Below are 25,307 nucleotides of genomic sequence, written 5' to 3' on the forward strand. Positions count from 1 at the left end.
GCGAGCGGAGCGAGTCGAGGGATCTCCGCTGTTTCTGAGTTCAGATTCTCCTGCAGTGACGCACCAACAGCGAAAATCAGCCACAGCTCGGATCAGTTTTCAAGTTTTGGCAAGTGCCAAAACTTGAAAGCTGAGGGCGAAACGACCATAACAGCCCGGAAAGGAGTGGGGCAGAGTGAAGGGGCACCACGATACGCGCGCACCACAACCATCACAGCGGGTGTTCGCGTACTCGGACTCAACAAAGGCCCGAAATGCGCACGGTGAGAATCATGTGAGCAGGATCTTCGCAACGAGTTGCTATCTGAGCGAGACACAGCACTCAAATAGCAATCGCCGCGCAGTCACTTTCTGTCACTCACCGCGAAGACCCAATATGCCTACCAAATGCAAGGCGCTTTCCGAAAGAACGACGCTGCCCCGGAAGAGTAATGCCACTGACATGACGGTACATATTGCTCGGATACCGCAAACCCATATACGTTCCAACCAGCGTCACTCCCACACCGATTGACAAGCACCAGACGAGAATCGCAAATCCACCGGTATACGGCAAGTTCCTCACGTGGAATGAAGCATTGCTGATGCTCAAGCGAGTTCCACCGCTGATCACAGTCACCAGAGGAGAACCACTCGGAACATATCGGACTGCCACAAAACTTCCGTCCGTCTCACTCCAAATCGGCCCGAAATGGAGGTTGAAGCTGCCTAGCAAGAAGTAACCGTCGGGGGCGATCGTTTCGGTGATGACCAGATTCCCGGCCTCCATGCCAACCAAGCGCAATACTCCAGCATTGCCGCTCACCACCTCTTCGACGGCGGCATCTCCATCGTCCGTCACGGCCAGACGATAAGTACCCTGACCATCGAGACTCACGAATTTCAATGGTTCAGCCTGCGTTTGTCCATCGGCATCCATTCTGGTCACGGTGAAGGTAGCACCGGCAAGCAGTGCAGTGAGGTTGTCCTTATCTGTCTTTACTGCGTCCACACCATAGGTATGCACAGTGGCGGTGTCTTGTGCAGTATCGGGAGTGTCTGGATTTGTCACAGAACTTGCAGTCATTGTGGCGGTGTTGTCTATCGAGAGATGCGCGGATTCAGCACCCTCGGCCAGACTGGTGAGAATAGTACTAAGGAAGCGCACGCGGATATAGGAGCCGGCAAGAACGCTGCCGTCATTTTCGATATGGCTCGTTGCATCATTCTCAACCGCGAACAGTTCCTTGATGCCATCAACGGTGATGGTGCGATCATCAACGTCGATGTCAAGCTGATCGCTGACATCGACATCACTATCGCCCACAAATACGCTGATACCGTCATCGTCAGGCACCGACAAGTTGCCATTGAGCACATCGCTCAATGCAAAGTCGTAATCGTCATATGCTTGCGTTGACCCGAAGAGATCGGGCACACGAGCGGACAATTCAAATTCGACTTCCGAGCCCAGATCGAACCCGTCCCCTCCATCATCGTTCACAATCTGCTTGGTGACGGGACTCGTACTGTCGTCATACACGTAGGCGGTGATCTCTGCGGTCTCGCTGTCTTCAGGGTCAGCGTCGAGTATGGACAGCCCGAGTGGGTATGATCCACTTGCGTCGGCACTCACCAAAGCAGCAAGCGCATCCGAATCGACCGTGACCTCACTCAGGGGGATGTCCTGCGTGTTCTCATCCTTCGCAACCACTTGAGCGCGTTGCAAGACTTCCAAGGCGTTGAGACCGCTCACCTTGCTCAGTGGAATGCCGAAATCGTGACCGACGAGCGAGGCGACGCCCCTGTGCAGTGCAGTGCTGCGAACTTCGGGAATGTAATAGTACCCACTCTTCGTAACGGTGACATCCACCGGATCGCCTTCGTCCCACATTCCTTGAATGGAAACGGTGTAGACCCAGGTATCGTCCAAATCTTCATCGGTGCCGTCATACACTGCGGCCTCGCTCACGCCAGTAACCGTCACTTCGAGCGAGTCGGAAGCATCCTCTCCAGGCTCCACAACAATATCGTCAACGTCAAAGACGGCAAGCATCTCCGCATCGTCAACCCGCATGAACAAATGCAGCTCGCTCGTCCTCACGGCATTGGCCTCGCCGTTCGCCGCCACGCGCACGTATTCGTTGATTTTCCGTATTTCCGTGGAATGGAGCGCGGCTATCTGATATACCGGTGCAATCACATATCCAACCTTTTCAACCGACACCTTAACCTCGTCACCGTCGAACCAGGTGCCGCTCACTTGCAGCGAGTAGTTGTATACCGGATTATTCTCACCATCGAGTGACGAGGCAAGCTCTTCGACGCCGGTGGCAGTTATGGTGGAATCGTCATATTCACCCAGGAGTTCAAGAGAGAAATCGCTGGCATACAAGTTCGATATTTCCGTATCGAATGACAATGTCAGAGCGGTGGTCGTAGTGACTCTCGATGAACCATTTGCCACTGCGTCAAGATACTCGACGCGTATGCGGTCATCGTGATGCAGCTCGGCATTGCGCGACGATGGGTCAAACAGTATGCCGTTCTTGGCGACGGTGACCTTCGCCACATCGCCTTCAGCCCATCGGTGAGTGTCGTCGTCAAGACGGTCAATCGTGACCTGGTACGACCAGGTGTCGTCGGTGATGTCGTCAACGTCGCCTTCGTCATAGATTGGACCGGAAACAGAGAGCACCTTGATGGTCTTGGTATCGTCCGTCGAGAGTGCAATCTGCACCATGCTCGTGGTGAGTGATTGCGGGCTCACATTGGAGAAGGTAAGTGTCAGAACGTCGCTGTCTTCCATATGGGCAACGCCATCAGCCACGGCGCTTTGATAGACCACATCGAGGGCACTCAATATATAGGTGTTATCGCCACTCTTGGCACTGACGCTGAAATCCTCGATCTTCCATCGGAAATACCTGGCTTCAGCCTTGCTCACATCACTTCCATCGTTCTTTTGGGCTATGACGGTATCTTGTCCGTAACCGGTCTTTCCCACGATATCGATGCGTGATCCGACAGACAAATCACCAATGACACTGATAATGTCATCGTCGCCCATGACCAAACCTGCATTGGCGTGTGAAGCCTCGATTCGAGGGGTTCCCCACATTCTGAGCTCACCATCGTCAAAGATGACGCCATAGCTTAAGTTTGCACGAATCACCCCTCCGTAAAGGTCAACTCGGGCATCATTGGTGAAATCGATCGCGGCCTGGCCCTCAGAGATTGCATTTCCACTGATTTCACCACCTCCCAACGAGAACACACCATCGGAGACGTACACGACGGACTGCCCCACATCGGTACTCTCGTTCACTCGATGCCCATTGGCCGTGATTTCGCCGCCGAGCATGGAGAAGGAGCCCGTAGCTCCAGATACAACCACGGCCGATCCACCATATTGGGCCTCGCCAGAACCGCCCAAGGCACCTGTCAGGCGTCCAGAAATCATCGAAGCCGAGCCGCCATCGACATGAATCAACGTATCGGTCGCCGCGATGTTATTACCATCGAGAATGAGATCGTCGAGAAGTAGGTACCCACCCTGCTCAACGGTGATGAAAGCATCGGTGAAACTCGTGGCGCGCGAGACTGTCACCACATCGGCAGCATCAGCGTCGGGCTTCACCGTCACATCAAGACCATCAGGCACCACCGCGTTTTCCGACATGGTGATGCTATCCATAACGAACACAGTCGCCTGAACGTCCGCACCACCGCCGAGAGAGAGCGCCTGCGTAAATGCCTTGTTCAACGATGCATAGGGATAGGTTCTGGTTCCCAGACCGGTGATGTCGTTCCCCATGGATGCAACGTACAGCTCACTGACGGAGGCCAGGGAGTAATAATTGAGTCCATCGACCACCAGGCGCTGACCTTCCCCTTGCCCGTGGAAGAATTCGGATTCTTCGCGCGTGGCTTGTGCGGAGCTGCTTTTACTCACAATGATGGTGTAATTCACCGCATCCAGCTTGCCTTCGATATTGACACGCGAACCGGGATGCAGATCGCCTTCGTCAAGCACAATAACGCTTTTGAAGAAACTGCCCGAGCCGCTCTTTTGCTTTGGATAACCGATGTATACCCCGTTGTCGGCATCATTGGTGCCGATGCGCGGATATTGAGAGACGTGGAATTCGCCTCCATTGACATATACGGCATCACCGTTGCCTGTTGCGGTATTGTCGGTGATCACGCCGCCTGAGACCGTGACCTTTCCTGCGAGCACCGCGATTGCGCCGCCATTGCCAGAAACAGCATTATTGCTGATGGTGCCGCCACTCACCTTGACCACCGCGGCAGCGCCGTTGACGTTGATGGCACCTCCATTGACGCCACTGCCATCGACACTGCTGTTGTTACGGAGTTCACCCGAAGCCAGCTCAAAGCTTCCACCGGTCAGGGCAATCAAGGCCGCGGCATCACTCACCTCGTCCGCGTTGCCGTCCAGAATCGGTCCGTCCCAAACCAGTGCGCCCGAACTGATGGCGGCCATGGAACCGGAGAATGTTTCGGCCCGGCTCAACGTCACGCTTGTCTCCGATTCCGGATCGGCAAGAATCTTCACATTCTTCCCGTTAAAGTTCAAGGTGGTCGAGAACTCCAGGTCGTCCATCACATACCACGAGCGCTGCTCTCCTGAAACGCTGATTTCGTAAGCTTTCTGCAGCGTTGCGAACGGTCGTTCACGCGTGCCGTCACCCGTGGCATCACTGCCCGAGCTTGCGGAAACATAGAAGTCCGATGCAGCTCGAAGCACATATTCCGTGGTGTTAATCGGGTTTTGTATGATCCGGTAGCCCTTGTGTGCCTGGTAATAATAGTGCTGGGCCTCAGCGGGCGTGGTCTCTGCTCCGCTTTTCAAGACGATCCGGGAATAGCTCTCGGTGGTGGCATTCGTCTTGAATTCGACATTGATGCGTGCGATGGCATCGAGGTCACCGGATTGACTGATATACCCATTCTGGTTATACAAATACACTCCGTTGTCGCTCACGCTGGTACCAATGCGTGCGGACTGTTTGACTGTCAATGCAGAGCTGGTAGATGCCGAGTAGATGCCGTTGCCGGTGGTGGCCGTGTTGCCCGAAATCTGCGAGCTTCCGCCTATGCTTAGGGTTCCCGCTGTTCCCCTGTATATGCCTCCGCCCTGCGCTGTGGCGGAGTTCCCGGTCACCCGAGCGTCCCCTGACAACGTTACGGTCCCACTCGATAAGTTGATGCCTCCACCATATTGCGCCGTGTTTGATTCGATAGTGCCGGCAGTCATGGTAAATGTGCCGCCATTCACCAGCACGCCACCACTTGCAGTCGTAGTGCTGGCTGTACTGTGATTGTCGGTGATGGTCCCACCGCTCATGGTGGTGGTCCCTGCTTTGGCCACGAGTGGAGCAGTAGTACCAGATGAACTTTGGAATCCACTCAAACGAGAACCCGGCATCAGCGCGACCTTGGCCGTTGTCGCTTCGCTCACGATGAATGGAGCGGTTTGGGAATCAACCATGCGGGCTTGATTCCCCAGCGTGAAACTGCCTGAAACGCTCGCCATGGGCGCGTTGTAAGCCGGGGATAGCTGGCTTTTGTTGCCATTCAGCTCAATGTCTTGAACCGTGAGTGCTGCTGGTGATTGGACTGTGATGCCAGTGGCCGTCAACTGGCGGGTGACCGTCACGGACTCGTCGTTGTCAGGAGCACGCGAGTCGCTGTCATCACGCCACGCCTGGACTGAGATGTTCTTGTTCGCATTGAGCGTTACCGGCAGTGTCCATGAGAGATCATCCATGACGAACACATTCGACTTGTGCAAGGTCAACTCCGTCTCACCGACCGCGGCGACCGAAACCGCCTTCGCGATGCTTGCGTAAGGATGTTCCTTCGTGCCGTCACCGGTCGCATCGCTTCCCGCAGGGATGCCATTGTCTTTGAAATCGCTGTCATCGGCAACATAGAAGTCGCTGACGGCATCGAGGATATACTCGCTGTTATCAACATCCGACTCGACGAAATACACCGGCACATTGAGCTGATACAGCGCCGCCTCGTCGGCATTGACCGCCGTGCCCCCCGTCTTCTCGGCGAGCACCTTGCCTACGAAGTATTCAGAGGAGGATTCCAAGACAATGGCGGCATCGCCATCCAAGTCATCTGGCAATTCGAAATCGGCGGCCTTGGCAAGCCACACGCCCGCATCGCCACTGGTCCCAATGATTGGCTTATCTTCGAGGGTGATGCGGTCTTGCGAATAGATATCGTCTCCGGTAGAGCTCCCCGCTGTGTTGTTCTGCACAACCGTGTTGCCGCTGAACACCAGCTCGTGCTCAGAAGCGTTCGTTGGGTAATAGATGCCCCCACCAATACCTGTGGAGTTGGTTGTGGTGTTCTCTGAAATCTCGACGTCATCGAGCGTGACGGTCGAGGCTCCGCTGCCAACGCTCAGGCCACCGCCATGCAATCTTGCGCTGTTTTCACTGATGCTAAGTTCGGTTAGGGTAAGGTCCACATCGCCATCGACATATACACCCCCGCCTGACCCTGCGGTGGTATTTGGCAAGGAGTTCTCGGAAATATCAACGTCCTCGAGCGTGTAAGTCCCGGAGCCCATGAAGGCCAAGCCGCCCCCGCGAGTTGTATTGCTTCCATACGAATTGGACTTGAGATTATCATTTGATGAAACGCTGCCACCTGTCATGTTGAAGGTGCCCGTTACACCTGTCGAGATGTATATGCCTCCTCCCAGACCAGAGTACGATCCATATTGATTGATGGCATTGTCGTGGACGTTCACATCGGTAAGTGTCAGCGCGGTGTTGCTTGTTTGGTATAACCCGGCCCCGTTAGCGTAGCTGTTTGCATCCAAGGTGTTACTTTGTATCTCTACTCGTTCAAACGTGACTTGGCTGGAGCTCGCGATATACACGCCACCACCATAGCCAGCGCCTAACGTATTGACGATAGCATTCCCTGATATGACGGTGTCGGTCGCGTCGAAGGATCCGTTGTTAACATAAACGCCGCCACCGTTGGCTGGGGCAGTGTTGCCCGAAATGATGGAATCCTGTATTGTGACTTCAGCCTGTGCCCCCGTACTGTATATTCCTGCCCCGCCCCCACCACTATAGTTGATCTTGTTATTGCTTATGGCACCGTTTTCAATGGCGACTGAGCCCTGGTTGTTATACAGTCCCGCGCCATACAAATTCGTACTGTTGTTGGTGTATGCGTGCGTAAGGTCGCTTTCGGATATGGTCAGCGTGCCACCGTTAACATACACCAGCTGCAGGGTGGCGGTCTGCTTCGCTCCACTGACGATGACTCCGCTGAGAGTGAGTTCGCCCTCAGCCGCCACACTGAGCAGCCGGTATGCCGTCGCTCCGGTGCTACTGATGGTGGGCCTGCCGTCATCCGCCGAGGGGGCATAACCATCCCAGTCCTCGCCCTTGCCACTCTCGGCCGCAGGATCATCGCTGTCCCATTGCTGAATGGTCGTGTCCCGATAATCCGCAATAGTGAGAGCGCCTGTTATGTCGAGGTCGGTCATGACCGTCAGCGTCGAGGTGGATACATTCCCAGCACTGCCGGGTTTGCCAACGCTTATCGCATAGCTCAGGGTGCGTAGAGGATCCGTCACCGTGCCGGCTCCAGCGTCATCGCCATACGAGGCGATGAACAGGTTACTGGTGTCGCCATCAAGTGAATAGTATTCGCTGGAAGAGGCGTCACATTTAATGCTGAACAGGCTGTTGGCAAGCCAGTGGTATTTCGCCGCCTCACCATCGCTGATGCCGCCGCCACTTTTGTACACGATTCGGGTTCTGTACGTAGCTCCACTGACACCCAGCACATTGATATAGGCATCGTCACCCAGACTTCCTGACTGATTAATGGTGTAGTTGGTCCCTCGAGCGTTGTAGATGCCGTTGTGATCGGCGCTGCTGCCTATCTGAGCATTGCCGGCTACCGTCAATGTGCCGTTCGTCCAATAGACTCCGAGGGCAGGGCAACCCTGGCATGTGTTGCCAACGATTTTAGCTGTACCCTCGATGGTGGCGTTGGTGGAGATATTGATTGTGGCACCGGAAACTGTGGAGTTCCCGGAAATCTCACCACCGCTCATACTTGACAATGTCTCGACAATCGAGCCTGAATCAGTCGCCTCATTACCTGAAATTTCACCATTGGACATACTCAACGACCCAACGACCGCACCCGCGCCCGAAGTGGTATTACCGGAAATTTCACCACCGGTTACCGCTACGCTGGTGATCATTGAAGTCGCGGACGAAGACGAATTGTTGATGAGTCGCGCATCATTACCGAGGGTAATGTGACTGCCAACCATACCGCTATCGATCGGCTGCTCGAAAGCCTGAGCGTTGCCGCTCATGGTGATATCGCGCAGACTGAGATAGCTTACGCCTGTGCCACCTTTGAGCATGTAGTCAGAGGCTGTCCACTCACTGTCTCTAAGCATGGTGACTTCGCCGGTTGGAGCTCGTTCGTCGGTGGCATCCCGCCATGCCCGGATAATGACGGTTTTGTAGGTACCCTCGGTTGATTGCTGAGGAGCGGAAACCACAATGTTTTCCATGATGTGAATTGTCGTGGTGAAGAGAAGCGAACCAGAAGCACCTGAACCAGCCTGTGTCAAAGCTACGCCAAGCGTCGCGTACGGCTTCTCTATGCTGCCGTCTCCATCGGTATCACTACCTGCCGTGAGTTCTGGACTTACATCTGGATCTGCATGGGCAACGTATATATCCGACGATACTTTAAGCACATATTGCGTGTTTGGCTTGTCAATAATGGTGTACCGTGTGGATGCCTGATAGTGATACAGCGCTGCTTCCGTCTCGCTGACATATGTTGAGCTCTTATCAGTGATTATGGTCCCATTGATAGCGCTGGTCTTGGTATATACGTTTATTCTGGATTCGGCATCAAGATCACCCGTCTGCTTGAGGGTGACACCGGAACCCATGCGCACACCGCCCTGCTGGGCATCCGTGCCGAGCTTGACCTTACCGCTGATGGTCAACGATCCGTACAGGTAATCGATGACCCGCTGTCGATGCGCCACGTTGCCATTACCGCTGAACACGGTGTCTTGCAGCACAAGATTTGAGTTTGTGCTCGTCATGGTGATGAGCGTTGTGTCGTAATCGTCCTGTGAATAATTTTCAGAGAAGGTGCTCTGATCGATGTTGAGTGTGCCCAACGCAATGTGCATGATGTGATGCGTGCTGCTCTGCGAAGCCTTCGACACGGGGGTGAACTCCGAATCGGAGACGTTCACCACTGAACTTGCCGCACCCTTCATGTTGAGCACGCCGCCGATATCGCCGCTGTCCGATGAGAACGAGGTGCGTGTCAGATTCACGGTTACCGCTGCAACGGTGGTGGTCTGTGATATGTCTATGAACGCGTGGAGGGAGTTAGCCGCAGCCGCCGCTGTCGGCGCTGTCCACTCATGATCGTATCCGTCAACGTTCACATCGCTCATGCTGAAGGTGGTTTTGAATGACCCACTGTTCTGCACCGTGACAAAACTCGCTATTGTGGACGTGGTGAGGGTGACTGCTCCGGTGTCGCTAAGCACATCAGGTTCCGTGGCAACGGTGATGTTGTGCGAATTGGTGATGAACACGTTGCGCGAAAGCGTAATGTCATCAAGCAGGTACACATGCACTTCTGCAGGCAACGATGTTGCCGTACCTCCGGCGATGCTTTCCAAAGCGTATTCCACAGTACGATATGGCGCATCCTTGGTCCCCGCTGCCGTATCCGACCCAGAGGAAGACACATATACCGCTGATGGTGCGGCAGCGCGCGTGATGCGATGGTTCGAGCCGTTTGGCGCAACCAACCAGCCCGGAATATGGTAGAACGCGCTTTCGAAAGCTTGCGGAGCAATACCGCCTTGCACCGCTATGAGATTTTGGTTGTTGGTCAACACATTCGAATTCTCTACAGCGATATAGCTGCCACTGTTTTCGTCGAGATTGCCCTGCTGGCGCAGGTAGCCCATGTTCTCAACATACACACCACCAACGCTGGTAACACCGCCGATGTGGACACCCGAATACAGATTCACTGCACTCAAGCCGTAGCTAGTATTGGTATCAGCAAGCCAAATCTGCTGACCGCCGACCAAAGCCGAGTTCTCGACCACCTCGCCCTTAAAATGAGTGTTCACAGTGGTCAGTCTGGTGGTGCTTGTGTATGGACGCCGTTGAATGTACACGCCTCCACCCTGCTGTGCTTCGTTTCCTGCGATCCGTGAACCCTCCTCGAAGGTCGCTTCCATGGTTGTGGCAGCGTTGCTGGACGAGTACATGCTTACCACAGAGACGGCGCCTCCCTGCACGGCTCGATTGTTCGTCAACAGCGCGCCACTGGCTATGGTCACTAGTGTTGTGGTTTCGCCGCTCGTCGAGGTGGCTGAACCAGCATAGATCAGGGATTCTGCGTATTGCTGCGATTCGAGTCCATCCTTGCTCCCATCGAGGATGATATCTTGTACGGTCAGGGTGCCTTTTGGGGAGACATTGATGAAGCTTCCCTTGTAGAGGGTCCCGGAGTCGCTGGTACCTCGTGCGAGCCTCACTCGATTCGCATCATCGCTGGTATCAGCTTCTTCCCATGATTGGAGCGTGATGCGCTTGCCGTTGTCAACGGTGCCAACGGAGGTGATGTCAAGGTCGTCCATGACATGCACCGTGTATGCCCTGGGGTTACCATCGGCATCGTTGCCGCTTCGCGCCGTGCTGAAGGCCTTTGCAATTGACGCAAACGGATCCTCGAGTGTACCCCATGCGGAATCGCCGTCATCTTGGCCCGTGCTCGCCACATAGAAATCCGTCTGGGCGACACCGAGCTCGTATTGCGTGGTGTTCCTTGGCATAACGGTAAGCGGTGCAACTAATGATTGATATGCCGCCGCCTCTGCTTGCGAGGTGTTGGAACCGTCACTCTTATCGACCACTACGGTACCGATTGATGGAGGAGAAGCGGGATTCTCGATGGTCACACGAGTGGTTTGTGGGTCAAGGTCTCCGATTTGTCGGAACAAACTGGATAGATTATTAGCGCTGACGCCGCCGTCTTCATTGTCTTCACCGATGACCACGCCGGAATAGATGTCGAGCTTCGTATTGTGGGCATATAGCTGTTGGCCTCTTCCAGCGGTTGTATTCCCAGCAATGGTACCTTTGAGGCGTATATAATCCGAGCCCATGCCGTTTGTGCCACTCTGGCGCTGAACGAACACTCCACCACCCGACTCCGTGGCATGGTTGGCTGTAATGCTGCTCGAATCAGCAAGTGTGAGGTAGGTATTGAGATAGTTGTACCGAGTGGCACCGGTATAGGTGTTCGCCGGCCGGTAATCGGCATAGATGCCACCTCCGCGCTGCGCGCGGTTCCCGCGCAGCTCCGCCTGTTCTTCCAAAGTCACGTTGATGGTGTGCGTAACGTGAGCCGACGAATTGACTGTAGAGACGCCATTGATGTAGATGAGGGAATCACACACTACATCATCGCCCAGGCTGCTCATGCCACCATCGATAACAATGCCGCGAACAACCAATGTTGAAACATAACCATTGGTGGGAGAGGACTCGACGGTAATGAACGAGCCGAGGAAAGGCCCATCGCCAGTGTCGGTGTTCCTTGAAACCGTTACCCGCCCCTGATCGTCGGCACCTGCTGCCTGGTCCCATGAAGTCACGGTGACCGCAGTGTTGTCGCGCACCTTCGCCGTCGCCGAGAATGTGATGCTATCCATCACCACAATCGTCGTCTGATACGAATCGCCAAAGACATCCTTGCCACTTCGGGCCCATGACGCGGCCTGTGCAACGCTTGCGAGCGGTTTTTCAACCGTTCCCCACGCATCATCGCCAGTGTCATGCCCATCACTCGCTACGTAGAGCTGGCGCGCACGATCAAGCACGTACACTCCAGTGGTGCTGCCAACGGTGACGGCATATGCTCCCAGATAATGGTAGGCTTCTGCTTCTTCGTAGGAAATCGCATCGCCGCCGTTTTTGTTCACAACAGTTGATCCTGCCGTGTCACTGGTGAAACGTTCGATATCAATCCAAGTACTGCTGGGGTCAACATTGTCCGACTGTCTGAGACCTTTGCTTGAAGACGCGCGATACAGACCTCCAACGCTGCCAGTACCGCCAACCTGAGCGCCAGATACGATGGTGGCATAGCTTGTTGAGCCGAGAAAGACTTGATGCCCGACACCTCCGGAGGCAACGTTCCCAGTGATCGAGCCAGCGAGCACAAAGCCCGCATCTGCGTATTCAACGTAGGCGCCGGCACCACTGGCAGCTTCATTGTCGGAGACAAGCGACCCCGCTTCAAAGGTAACGCTTATGGCATTAGTATAGGTGTTTGAGCGAGTAACATGTATACCGCCTCCGGGCGTATTTGTTCTGTTATTGGTTATGGTCGCGCCATCTGAAAGAGTTAACGTGGTAGGTTGTGGATTGGTCATGGAACCGCTGCCAGAGACACCGATTAGCGCCTGGGCGTAGGTGTCTTCTGGCAGAGACTCCTTCGTGCCATTGATAATAATGTTTTGAATTGTCAGTTTGCCGTTTGTTGTCACCGTTGCAAAGCTACCCATGTAAAGCTCTGTGCTGGGCAGTGTTCCTCGCTTGACGGTCACACGGTTGTCTGCATCGCTGGTATCGGCTTCGTCCCAAGAAGTGAGGGTCACATTCTTACCCGAACCGATCGTTATTCCTGCGGAGAAAGCGATATCGTCCATGACGACCACGGTCTTTTGCACACCGCTGCTGGGTACCAGGGTCATTGCCTTGGTCAACGTTGCCACTGGTTTGCTGACCGTGCCCACCCCAGTGACATCGCTACCCCATGATGCGACGAATATCTCGTCCACCGTAACAAGCACATAGTCAGTGGTATTCGCTGGAGTCACTCCGATAATGAATGTCTCATCCTGATAGTGCCAGTGGGCCGCTGCCTCTTCTTCGGATGTGACACCGTTGGACTTCTTGGCAATGACCTTTCCTGCAGTGGGGCTCACGCTTTCGACGTTGATCCGCGCCGTGTCAGACAGATTACCATCCTGAGGTATGACGGCGGTGGTGTAGATGCCGTTGTCGTTGTCATTAACGCCGATGCGAATATTGCCGGCAACGGTCAGCGTGCCAGATCGCCAGAAAATGCCCTGGCCAGTGCCTTCGGTGATCACAGCCTCGGGCGACTCGCCATCATCGGGGTCATCATCCTCGGGCGTGGTGCTGTAACGTGCGGAGTTGTCTGTGAGTTCGCCTCCCCTCAAGTTGGTCGTTCCGGTGTACAAATACACGCCACCACCTTGACGATGGGCGTTGTTCTCGCGTATAGATCCCGAAAGCATGGTGAAGGTTGCATTGCTTCCGTTAACATACACACCACCACCAGTACCATACGTCGCGCTGTTGTGAATGGCTTGGTTCCGCCGAATCACGCCGCCATCAAGCACCACCGCACCTGCGGTCAGATTGACTCCAGCGCCCTCTCGTGCTCGGTTGTTCTGGATCACTCCTGATTCGCCCAAGGTGAAGACCACAGATGAGTTGGAGACTCTCACAGCGCTGCTCTGCTGAGCTAGAGTCGATTCCAGACCAGAGTCTTCCTCTGGCACGCCGCCATCGATGGTGATGTTTTCGATGGTGAGCGAGGAATTGTTGTTGCCGACTGAAAACAGCACGCCATCGTAATCGTTGGCCCGAATCACCGTCAGGGGGGTGCCGACATCTTTGAAGGTCGCCAAAGTGATGTGTGTGTCTGTTTTGGTATTCAGCGTGGAAGATATGGTCATGGCATGATTTGGATCGCCGGCCTCTCGATCGGCATCACCAGTGCCATATGGGTCTCCGACATCCAACACAAGAATGTCCGTCACGCCGCTGGCCGAGGAGAACGCCTTTGCAAGAGTTTGGTATGGCTTGGTAATGGTGCCATCGCCTGTGTCATCATCGCCGTCCTCAAACGACACGAACAAATCCTGTCCGACGCCCAGCACGTAGGTATTGTTTGAACCATCGCTGGATGCGGGAATGATCTTGTATCCTGAAGGAAGCCAATGCAAGGCGCTGGCCTCGCTGCTGGAGACATTCGCACCAGCAGTCTTGGTGGCGATGATCATGCCATTGCTGACAGCATCCATGCTTTTCTCAAAATACAGCTGAGAGGATGAAGACAGATCATCGGTGATCTCGATACTGCCGTTGTTGGAAATCAGTATGCCCGAGTTCTGTTGCAAATTTCCAATGTGCACATCGCCCTCGATTTGCAGCGTTCCACTATAGATCTGTATGTCTTGCCCCTCTGCGAGCGCGGAATTCCCAGTGACCTGGCCGCCTTGCATTGCAAAAACGCCGCTGTTGCGTATGGAGATGCCGCCGCCATACTGCTCAGTGTTTCCTCCCGTGATCACACCGGAAGTCATGGTAAGGGTGCCACCGTTGACGATGAATACCGACGAACCTTGAACGCCATTGCCATCGAAGGTGATGCCGGTGATGGTCAAGGCGCCATTGCTATTGACCTGGGCAATTGGATCGCCAAAGCCGTGGTCTTCTGAATCCTCAGCATCAGCAGACCGTTTGGTGACCGTGATATCGCGCGCAGCGTCATCTTCATCCGACTGATACGCCCGAATGGTCACATCACCCTGGTTGACGTTGAGCTGAGAGGAAGTCACCAAATCGCTCATGACATGTATGGTCATTTTCACGCCCGGGGCGATGGGGAGTGAGGCAAGGGCTCTTGTCAACGTGGCATATGGCTTGCCTTCCGATCCCCTTCCAAAAATCTTGGTGTCGCTGCCTTGCGGCGCATCCGTGGCATCTGGGGAAGAGACATAGACGTCGGTCGCGCCGAGTTTCAAAACGATATGCCCTTGTGCCCCGCTGTTGTCAGCCTCAAGGGTGTATGCAATTCCTCCGTACGAGAACAGCTCCGCGACTCCCGCGCCAATGGCCGCCCCATCGCTACGCTGTGCGATGACCGCGCCAACATGAGCGTCACCTTTTCCACTGATGGTAATGTGCGAGTCCTCATCGTCGAAATCGTCCCCGAGGACTATCACGCTTGAGGTTCCGAGATACAGGCCGTTGTCTGCAAACAGCTCTTCGGGGGTATCACCCTCACCAACGATTACTGTGCCATGGAGCGTCAAGGAACCACGGTTGCTGTAAATCGCCGAGCCGTCAGCGGCAGAGGCATTGCCCGTAAAGAGACTGTCTTCAAGGGAGACGCTCGCATCGCTGTTATCCATGTAAATCGCGCCCCCGCTGGTGGACTGCGATGCCGTTGCGATGTTGTCGCGAATGGTGACCCCGCTCAGCGTCAGATTGCCGACCACCTGCACTGCCGGCATGGAACCAGTTACCGAAGCGCCATCGATAACAAGATCTTGAATGGTGAAGTTGACCGTGGCACTTACTATGACCATGAAATCGGTGAAAGCAGGATCGCTTCCGCCATCACCTGCATGTCTGGTAATCGTGATGGGGTCGTCATCATCTTCAATCTCAGGATCAGGGAGAATTGTCAGGGAAATGTCTGCGATATCAGGCGATATGGTCTCGGATACTTCGAGATCGGTCATCACATAGATGGCATAGCCATCAGCGGCTTGCTCGACGGCATACGACAGCGTGGCGAAGGGTGCCTCGCGCGTTCCATAGGTCTGCGCCTGTTCGTTCGTGCCAGTCGCATCGGTGCCATCGGAGGAAACGTACACACCTCCCGTAAAAGTTTGCGATCGCATCGCGCGCGAAGCCTGCGATTCCAGCGAAGCCTGCGATTCCAGCGACAGATCCGATCCCAATTGCTTCTGGTCAAAGAGCTGCTGATTATCGAAGACGTTGACGTTACCATCGCCGAGATTCTCGGACGATTCTTCAAGAGTCTGAGTCTGGGACTGAGCATGCGAGCCAGTGAGCGAATCCGCGTCGGTAACGGCATTTGCGGAAATTGGAGAGCCGATCACCAACATATATATGGATATGCAAAGCATGGAAGCCGCGATAATCAGCAACCGGAAAATGCTATGTCTTCCGCGTTTCATGCTTGCTTTCCTCTCGGTAGATTCATACCAGTTCTGCTTCACCATCGTCATTATCTTCGCCATTATTAACGTTCTGTACACTATAGGACACTTAGTATAATTTAGCATATTTACCTGTTTGCCCTTTGCTGATAGCTGACAGCTGACAACTATCAGCCGCAGGCTCGCACGTTGCCCTCGCTCGCCAATCACTACCAATCACTACCAATCACTCACCAATCACTCACCACCAGGGAAGCCAGAGCGCATGCCTCGCACGCATGAAACGCATGGCTCGTCTTCTGCGTCGGGCTATGGCCGCGCATATCAGTGAGGCCAGAAGCATGATTCCCACAACCAGCGGAATCCACAGGATGTCCCTGCGCGCATCGGGTATGGGGGAAACCGGCTGCGGAATGTTCCCCCGATGCCCCGAAACCAGCAGACGATGCGTGTTGATGCCGTATGGGGTGCAGGTCATCAATGTCAGGCGTTCCTCGCCTTCCGTCAAGCCTAATTTGGAAATATCGGTAGGTTCGATCACCTCAATGCGATCGACGATGTAGCCAAAGGTTCTGCCCATCGTGGTCACATACATTTCATCGCCTTTCTGCAACTCGCCCAGACGAGTGAAGAACAGCGCGGTCGGCAATCCACGGTGCGCGGTGATCACAGTGTGGGATCCGGGCTGATCGACCGGAAAACTGGTTCCATAGAGATGGCCGGCGCCGGAATTCAGTGTGGAGCTCAGCGTGCCGTGATACACCGGCAGTTTCACCGAAATTTTCGGCACTTCGACCGAACCGATGATGCCATTGCCCTGATCCAGAATGCTCATGTATTCCTGATCCTTTTCAGAGGTGCTCTGTTCTCGAGGCTGAGGTTGACCAGAACCGGTGCCCAACAATTGCCCGAAAGCCTCTGAAAGATCACCCTCATGCTCTGCGGAAGAATAGGGGTCGTTCAACTCCCCAATATCATGCGGGCCGCTGGCGAAAAGCTTGCGGTTGTATTCCCTGGCCTTCTCCAAGGCAAGCTCACCTTCGGGGTATGGCCATTGCGCCACCTTGCGGTTCGACTCTTCGGCGATCATCGCGAATTTGTAGGCACTGTAAGTCTGATACAACATCGGATATAGCACTATTGCCAGGCCGCACAGCACGGCTATTCCGGCGATAATGCGATATATCGAAGCCTTGCGGCGTAGTTTGGCCTGCAACGCCCCTATCTCGGATGATTTCGCCAGAGATTCATCCATCAGGGCACGAAACGAATACCATGAACCATCGTTCTTCTGCCCACCTTGAGGCATCTCCGGGCGCGCCCCAGGCGTGGCTTTCTTGGCCTTCTTGGCCTTCTTCCCCTTCATGATCCCCCATTCAACAATCGACCTGTTTGGGCATCCCCTGCACCGGGGAGCACACAGCGGCTATGCATATCGCTGTGCCGATTCTCATATCACGGCGCAGAAACCCCTACCTTCGTTCCTTCGCTTTCACTTTCCTTGGCCTTCCTTCGCTTCAGCAGCACTCCGATCAGCAGGATCATCGCCGCGATGAGCGCAAAGAGTGCCATTCCCACACCGGTTTTGGCCAGAGTGTCCCACGGGAAGGGCGCTATCGCGTTCACATCCTGCGATGTCTTGCCGTTGAGCACGTCGATTTCGTGAGCATAGAAGGTGTGCTTGATGTGATCGACGTCATTAACCCATTCGTTGGTGGCTGGCCGTAGATAAGCCGGCAAACCGTTCGGGTGCATGAAGTTCGCCCCCGCATACAGATATTCCGCAGCCAGCACTTCCGTCGGCATGCTGTCGCTGTTGTAAGTCGGATCGATCCTCACCGTAAAATCGACCATCGTGAGGTTGTCTGCACTGTAGCCTTGCGGCTGCTTGACTTCCTGCACCCGATAGTCACTGTCCGCTTCCAATCCCTTGATGCGCACACGGCCCGAATCGTCGGCTTTCAAACTCTGAGTCTCGCCATCCCCACATGGGGCGCCGGAAGTGCGATGATACACATCCGAACGCAGCGTGAAGCATTGGTTGACATCACTGGCAGACACCGTGAATTCAGCGCCCGAGAGGGTCTCGTTGCTACGGGAATCAACCTTGGTGATGGTCAGCGGGAAGGTGAACACCGCCGCATGAGTTGAAGTGATCGAACCATACATTGTGGAGTCCGTGAAATCGGTGTAGTCGTGCATATAGGAGTTGTTGGTGAACTCAACCGTCGCCAAGGTGTTCTCATTGGTGGCGATACTGCCGTTATCGTCTGCCGCTCCAACGAGGATGCGCTGTTGATACTGTACGGTTACGGTTTCTCCCCCGTTGGCACGAAGCACCCAGTCCGGCAGCTGCACCACGAAATACCGCTCCCCTTGCGCATTTGATGCAGACTGGCGGAAAGCGAAACATGACGTATCGGTATTCGTAGCCCCCAACTCGCAGTTCTGCTGATATTGCAAGGTGGTCGATCCGACGGTGACGGTCATGGCTTTCGGATCCGCATCGGAAAGACCGGTGCCACGATAGTCAAGCGCGATGTCGAAACGTACGGGATTCTTGGCTTCGTCAGCGACCTGGTACACCTGCGCACCTTGTGCTGTTCGCAACTGCGTCGTGCTCAGCTTCGATGGGCTTTGCATGACGGCGTGGTTCAGAATGAGCGTTTCAGACGATGCACTCTCGGAACTTAAGGTTGAGAGCTGTTTGTCAACAGGCGTGTTTGTGCCGGTGGACGATTTTGATGACGCTGACAATGACTCAGCTGACTTAATTGCCCCAGATGACACCGAGGATGATTCAGAAACCGTGCTGCCGCTCTGCAATGCCGCTGCCTGATTGCCGAAAGCGTTGAGAATGGGCGTGCCGTTTGCGAGCGCACTGCCCGCCGTGCGCCCGCCCTCGTATGCGGCATGCCCCGATTCCTTCAGAAAATTGTCAAAATACGGGATGTTGGTGGTAATCACATATGGCACCAACTCGCCCATCGGGTACGTGGGGTGGTCGCTTTTCGATGGATGATCAATCTCGATGTTCGCCCCGACCGCGTCACCTTTGACTTTGAGATTGCCGAGCCGGTGCAGGACTTCGGTCCCTGCTGAGTTATACATATCAAAAAATGTGGTGCTGCCGTCGTGAGTGAGTGGAATCTTCGTGCCGAGAATCATCGCAGGAGCGTGTGTGCCTGCGAGTGGAGTCCCATAGTGATCTTGTGGATGCGGGTGCAGCAGCACGTAGAGGCCTGCACCATAGGCATCGGGGTGGCTACCGATGACCTGGGAAATCTCCGGGTCGGCGGCATCGTCTAGGTCGAATACCGCTCGTGATTTTCCGTCCGCATACTCCTCGCCGGTTTCCTGATCGAAATACAGGCCAAAGCATGAGGTGTCCGTTCCTGCGACGCAATCGTTAGTTTCGGTGACGCCGAGCTCTTCTTCGAGCCAGTCTGCCAGCTGCCTGAACGGGCCGGTGGTCTGCGTGTTGGTGTTGAACCATGGGTCGGCATTCTGCTCGCTCACTTTAGTCTGCCAGCTCGCCGAAGCCCAATGCAACGGATCGATGCCTTCGATGAGCCCGTCGGTATCGACCGTGGGCTTGTTGCCGGTGCGCATACCTTCGATGGCTGCAATCTCCAAGGCAAGAGTCTGCTTGAAGTTCAATGGATCGTCGCTTCCTCCAATGGTGCTGCCGTCCGACAGGGTGTTGGGAGAAGCGTTCACTCCGCCTTCGAGTGTGCGCAATGCCGCTGAAACGGGTTTGCCGTTCACCTCTTTGACGTCTGCGTATTCAGCGATCTTGTATGCCCAGAAAGTGTGACCACGGGTGGCATCGCCCGTCACCGTGATTTGTGGGCTTGTAGTGCTCTCGGCATATGCGCCGGTGTCTGCGGCAGATGCCGTGGAGGAAAGGCTCCCGCACAGCGCTACCGAAAGCAGCGCCACGAAGAGCAACGTCATGACCATTCCAGCAAAGGGGGTGCCGAGAGTCGCGCATCGCCGCCGCAAGGCGTTGCCGGCCTTATCACTATTGCGATCTTGCATAGCAATCACTTTCTCTGGAACGGTTGAGAGTGGTTTGAAGTGGTTGGATTCCGATGAAGTGAGATATCACAGGGATGAGATCTCTCGACTACGGCTTCGCCTCCGCTCGAGATGACAAAACAAGGGAACACTCGAGACGACAGAGTGAGGAGCTACTCGGGACGACCAGATAAAGGAACACTCGAGACGACAAGGTAAGGACAACGTCATTCCGTGCGCCCCCTATTTCTGTCATCTCGAGCGGAGGCGCGCAGCGCCGCAGTCGAGAGATCTCCCCCTCGCATATCGACACCTGAGTGGCTTGCGTTATGCGGGAAGCCCTCCCCCACGACTCGAAGAACGGGAGAGAGGGCTTTCGTGATGAGCATTGAGCTCTGAGGCCACAGAATCAGCTCGTTAGCTTAGAACTCAATGCCTCAGAACTCAATCGCTTCAGAACTCGCTGCCTCAGACTGCTGCGGCTGCGTTCTCGGCCTTGGCGCTTTGACGATGTGCGCGCAGACCAATGATGGTGACAATTGTTCCCACGATCAGGAAGAGCGCGATGCCGATGCCGCCGGTGTATGGCAGGTTGGCCAGGGTCTTGAGCGTGTTGCCAACGGTGACCACCGTGTCGTTCGCGGTGAGCCAGGTGTTGCTCGTGCCATCAAGCTCGTATGCTACGGATGCGAGGGTTTCGGTGTTCACATCGAAGCTTGGATTGATCTGCACCGTGAACTCAGGGATCTTGTAGTAGTCGGTCGGAGCCGCCTTCTCAGTGAAGACGAACTCTCCAGCCGCAACGCCATAGATCTTGAACACGCCGGTAGATGCAACTGACTTGACGTCTTCCACGATGTTGGCGTTCGCTGTGATTTCAGCTGGCGTGGCCAGACGGTAGGTGTCACCTGATGTCCAATAGAACTTCAGATTCGAAGCCTTGCCCGCACGCTTCACATTGAAGGTGGCATCTGCGAGTTTCACTACGTTGTCGGCCTTGTCAACCTTCTCAAGATTGATGCCGAAGGTGGCAAACTCGGCAGTGTCGCCATCATTTGTTGACGTGGTGGTGGGGTCTTCGTAAGTGACCGTGTTCTTGTTGGCGTCGTTGCTTGTGGCATTATCCGTTGCGTAGGTTCCAACGGCCTGGTTGTTGATGGTCGCCGTGTAGGTGATGCGGATAAGGTCTCCTGCTTTGACAGGTATGTTGTCGTCCCTGCCAGGCACCTTGGAGAGGTTCTCCCACTTGTCTTCATTCTCACTGTTGGCAAAGGCGTAGAGTGTCTCCAGACCCTTGATGGTCAGAACCTTGCCGGTAGACGCATCATAGGTGATGCTGTTTTCGGGGAGTCGGTCGGCGACATCAACGGTGCTGGTGCCTACGAAGATCTTGATGCTCGCAGCGGTCGGAGGGTCCAGCGCAGCAGGGAAGGTATCCACGATGGTGCTGTTCCAAGAGGTCTGATCCGCCGTAACGCTCGGCACCTTGAAGGTGATTTCGTAGTCGACCGTGTCACCGATGTTGAAGCCTTTGCCGCCACCGACAATGGTCTTGCTGACGATGCTGGTGTCATTCTTCAGCGTCGCCACACCCAGTGCTGGCTTGGCACCCTGGCCGACATCAGCAAAGTCCACGAACTTCTCTGTCGTGGCGTTCCACGCCTTCGTGCCGACGATGATCGGCAGCGACTTTGCAGCAGCGTCGCTGTTGGAATCGACGATCAGGTACAGGCCAGTCGTCAGACCGGTGAACTCCCATGGGCCAGATCCGGTCGGAGACTTCTCGACGTAATCAGTTTCGTTTACCTCCGCAGCGAGGCTCTGGGCAAAGAGCTGCAGCTTACCGGCGTATGGCGTCACTGCCGAAGCGGTGTCGTCAGTAAGAGGCGTACTGGAATAGCCCAGCCAGTTCGCCGCAACCCATCCGAGAGGATTGGTTTCATCCAAAGCCGCATCCGCTCCGGCAGCCTTCGCCGCCGCGACCAGATCAGCCAGAGCGTTGGTGTTGCTGTGGGCCTTGATTGTTACGCCGTCCAAGTCACCTGCGGCATCGAATTTGGTCGATTCATACTCGCCGATCAGATACGCCTTGAGCGATGTTCCTGACGCCTCCTCATTCTGATTGACGGTGATGGTCGCGTTGGTGGTGTCCGCCTGCGCAGTGTTGGTGAAGGCTAGTCCCGCCAGCGCAAGAGAGGCAGCAACCGCTATGCCGGTTACCCTCTTCACACTTCTCTTCGTAAACATGGTAGTGATTCCTTATAGTGTTAGTCGAAACAATATGTTGTCGAATTGTATTGTTGTCGAAACGCTTGGCGTGCCTGACTACCTCACACGACTCTTCGCTTCTCCATATACGGCCCCCTCTGAACTACACGCGCCTCTTCATGGTGAAGAGAGCAGAAACTGTTCACCCCCCACTGAAGACACACTTTGAGAGAATCGAGATACGCTATACACAATAACCAGTGTTATACATAGTGTCAAACTATGATCTAACTGTTCAGTTCTCAGCTGAGAGCATCTTGTGAAACCTGAGTTCTTGTTTTTTATACGCACTATATAATTTATCTAATCGGTCAGTCAGCCAATCATCACCATCATTCACCGAAACGAGGAGGCAGCATGGCAACCGAACGGCTCAATACCGCATTGCGGCAACAATATCAGGCATTCTCAGAGTCAGGCGTAGATGCGAATGGGAGCTTCGCACCCTATGAGGCGGCGGTTGCATATGCCGTGCTTTCAGGTGCCTGCCTTGAAGGGTGCCTGAACCATGTCGACACGCTTGTCTCAGGCGGTGTTGTGGGCGTGAACCAGCGTCTGAGTCTTGGCGAGATAGTTAAGCTCACGGAGGGTTTGCAGGGAGCGGATGCATTTTCTTCCGCTGTGGCAAGTGGGCGGGATGCGCTTGCACCATATACGTCGAGCTGGGATAAGGAGATCAATTCGCCCTCTGAGTTCAGCGGCATCAATGCGGACTCATATCGGGTGTTGCAGAGCAAGAGCAGCGGAACATTCCGAGATTGCCACTTCGGTACGCTTGAATACCGGATCGATACGAATACCGACACCACTCTTGAGCGATGCAGCGGCGGCTACATCGATATGGATATTCGCACATGCGCAGCGGTGGATGTGCGGGACAGCGTGTTCACGGTGCGCTCCACATTTGGTGTCAGTACCGGTCGTGATGTTGACATTGCCGTCACGTCGCAGTATCTCGACATTGACATCAGCACCTGCAACTGGTTCCAATTCACGATGAACAACTATCTCAACGGGAGCACGCTGCCCATCATGGGCATCACCGTGAAGGTCTCCTCTGCGAATCCAGACCACTGCCACGCATTGCGATTGCCCTTGCACGGAGCCAATGGCGAGGACCTGCACTATTACGTCACGGGCGACACACCCACCATCACCGGCGATCTGGCTGACCATATCGTTCCCGGATGGCAGGCGGGGGCTGTGGAAATCAAAGTGACCCTAGGCACCGGGGCTCCATTGGAACTTCGCGCGCGGTAAGGGGCTTGCTGCGCCATCCCGAGCGCCACACTCTCCCCCACGTCATCCCGAGCGGAGCGCAGTGGAGCCGAGGGATCTTTGCACTTGGCACCCAGGGGGTGGGATCCCTCCCTTCGACTCACTGCGTTCGCTCAGGGCAAGCTGACTACGGCGCTACGCGCCTTCGCTCGAGATGACAGTTCAAGCTAGCGCCTTCGCTCGGAGTGATAGTGCCGGAACGCGTAGGAAAAACTCAGCGCCAATACCTCAATACCGTTGTGCAACGTTGCGGCTAGTATTCACTGATTTCATCTGAAATCTGCTGAAGATACTGAACAGAGCCGGAGCGCATATCAAGAGAATATTCCGGCCCCAGCGGATGTTGACGATCAATTTCCAAGGGAGATACGCCAGCTTTCCGCATCATCGCCCGTTCGACAAGCGCGGCAAAAAGAGGACATGATGCCTGTCGGAGAAGATCACATTGTCTGGGTGAGTTATCCATCATTTTCCCCGACCAGTAATTTAGCTGACTCGTAAGCGCTCTATCGAGAATTATGGCCGATGCCTCAGCAGCGAGGCAAAAGAAATCATCAGCTGTGAAAACTGTGTATGGCAGAGCATCAAGTTCATCTTCATTCAGTTGTGCATATAACTTACGATCATTACTCAGCAAGTAATCACAGCGACCCTCCACTGCAGCAGCGTGCACATGCAAGTCACCAGGATCAGCGCCTACAAAGGTCTTACCGGCCTTCACACAATCATAATCTGTTATTACTTGTGTGATTTCCTGTATCTGCTGTCTGATACCAGTGATTTGGCCACCCGATAATTCCGGCCTGTTATCGCGTATGTGAGCAATCGTTTCCGCGAAAACGTCTTCCGTTGAATACAACTGAAATAAGGGGCCAGCTTGGTAAAAAGCATAAAGCCAGTCCCTTTGAGTCTTGCTATATAAGATGTTTGCGTCTACAAATACTCTCTGCACAATAGGAGATGATATCCCAACCCCCACTACCGTCGATGACTCTACTTATTCGAACTTATTCGAGTGCGTCGAGCTCTTTGCGCAGGGCCTCGAAGGCGGCAACTTTTTTGGCACGTTGAACATCTCGTAACTTCAGCACATCGCTTGTCTCAAAGCGCTTCTGCTTACCGACTCTTCTGAACGATGTACCATGCTCCTTTGCCCATTTAAGAAATGTTGGGCGAGAAATACCCAACATGTCTGCAGCAGTGTTGGCCGATATCTCTTTGGGCGTGGTCGATATGGACACACGCGTACCTTTGCCCAACGCTTCAAGAACATTAAGAATCAATAACGATACTTCGTGATTGAGCTCAACAGTCCGCCCATTGGCCATCAGCGCAAGATCGGAACGTATGTCCCCAACATCATTCATCACTTGGGAAACACTGCGCGCCATCGCCTCGTTATCGACGAGAAGTTCTAATGTATCAGTTCTGTCTAGGACCTCCATAACGAACATCCTTTCTATACAATTGTGATGATTCTTTTATAACCTGGATCTATTTACACAAGAGTAAGCTGATATTCCATATTTTTCCTTTTCATATTACAGATAATACAGTAACCCTATTACTAAAAAAGGTAAATGCTCTCTTTATCAAAGGAACGGTTACAGCGTGTTCACGGTGCGTTCCACATTTGGAACTTCGAGCACGGTAAGCCGCTTGCTGCGCCATC

7 protein-coding genes are annotated in these 25,307 nt (G+C 54.5%); 1 reads left to right on the forward strand and 6 read right to left on the reverse strand.

The genetic code is table 11. The features are described from left to right. Positions 1-358 precede the first annotated feature (358 nt). The 4 genes from BAQU_RS07685 to BAQU_RS07700 form a co-directional block, all read right to left on the reverse strand. Positions 359-16,087: a SpaA isopeptide-forming pilin-related protein gene (locus BAQU_RS07685; RefSeq protein ID WP_143241981.1), complete on the reverse strand. Its 15,729-nt coding sequence runs from the start codon at positions 16,085-16,087 to the stop codon at positions 359-361. 223 nt (positions 16,088-16,310) lie between these two features. Then, positions 16,311-17,435: a class C sortase gene (locus BAQU_RS07690; RefSeq protein WP_094694407.1), complete on the reverse strand. Its 1,125-nt coding sequence runs from the start codon at positions 17,433-17,435 to the stop codon at positions 16,311-16,313. A gap of 89 nt (positions 17,436-17,524) precedes the next feature. Continuing rightward, positions 17,525-20,110 carry a SpaA isopeptide-forming pilin-related protein gene (locus BAQU_RS07695; RefSeq protein WP_094694409.1) on the reverse strand — a complete coding sequence of 862 codons (2,586 nt, stop codon included), beginning with the start codon at positions 20,108-20,110 and terminating at the stop codon, positions 17,525-17,527. Positions 20,111-20,557: 447 nt separating this feature from the next. Next, positions 20,558-22,336, reverse strand: a complete 1,779-nt coding sequence (locus tag BAQU_RS07700; RefSeq protein WP_094694411.1) for an isopeptide-forming domain-containing fimbrial protein — start codon at positions 22,334-22,336, stop codon at positions 20,558-20,560. A gap of 378 nt (positions 22,337-22,714) precedes the next feature. On the opposite strand from BAQU_RS07700, the gene BAQU_RS07705 reads away from it, so the two are divergent. Beyond that, positions 22,715-23,617 carry a hypothetical protein gene (locus BAQU_RS07705; protein ID WP_094694413.1) on the forward strand — a complete coding sequence of 301 codons (903 nt, stop codon included), beginning with the start codon at positions 22,715-22,717 and terminating at the stop codon, positions 23,615-23,617. 271 nt (positions 23,618-23,888) lie between these two features. On the opposite strand, the gene BAQU_RS07710 is transcribed toward BAQU_RS07705, so the two are convergent. Further along, entirely contained in the window at positions 23,889-24,587 is a 699-nt protein-coding gene (locus BAQU_RS07710; protein ID WP_143241982.1) for a PIN domain-containing protein, read from the reverse strand. 55 nt (positions 24,588-24,642) lie between these two features. Further along, complete coding sequence (locus BAQU_RS07715; RefSeq protein WP_094694417.1) at positions 24,643-25,080, reverse strand: helix-turn-helix domain-containing protein; 438 nt, start codon at positions 25,078-25,080, stop codon at positions 24,643-24,645. Positions 25,081-25,307 lie beyond the last annotated feature (227 nt).

Origin of the sequence: Bifidobacterium aquikefiri (genome assembly GCF_002259795.1) — a bacterium.
GTDB lineage: Bacteria > Actinomycetota > Actinomycetes > Actinomycetales > Bifidobacteriaceae > Bombiscardovia > Bombiscardovia aquikefiri.

Bases quoted from the DNA above. Each gene is read 5' to 3' on its own strand.
- BAQU_RS07685 (WP_143241981.1), bottom strand. From the start codon at position 16,087: ATGAAACGCGGAAGACATAGCATTTTCCGGTTGCTGATTATCGCGGCT.
- BAQU_RS07690 (WP_094694407.1), bottom strand. From the start codon at position 17,435: ATGAAGGGGAAGAAGGCCAAGAAGGCCAAGAAAGCCACGCCTGGGGCG.
- BAQU_RS07695 (WP_094694409.1), bottom strand. From the start codon at position 20,110: ATGCAAGATCGCAATAGTGATAAGGCCGGCAACGCCTTGCGGCGGCGA.
- BAQU_RS07700 (WP_094694411.1), bottom strand. From the start codon at position 22,336: ATGTTTACGAAGAGAAGTGTGAAGAGGGTAACCGGCATAGCGGTTGCT.
- BAQU_RS07705 (WP_094694413.1), top strand. From the start codon at position 22,715: ATGGCAACCGAACGGCTCAATACCGCATTGCGGCAACAATATCAGGCA.
- BAQU_RS07715 (WP_094694417.1), bottom strand. From the start codon at position 25,080: ATGGAGGTCCTAGACAGAACTGATACATTAGAACTTCTCGTCGATAAC.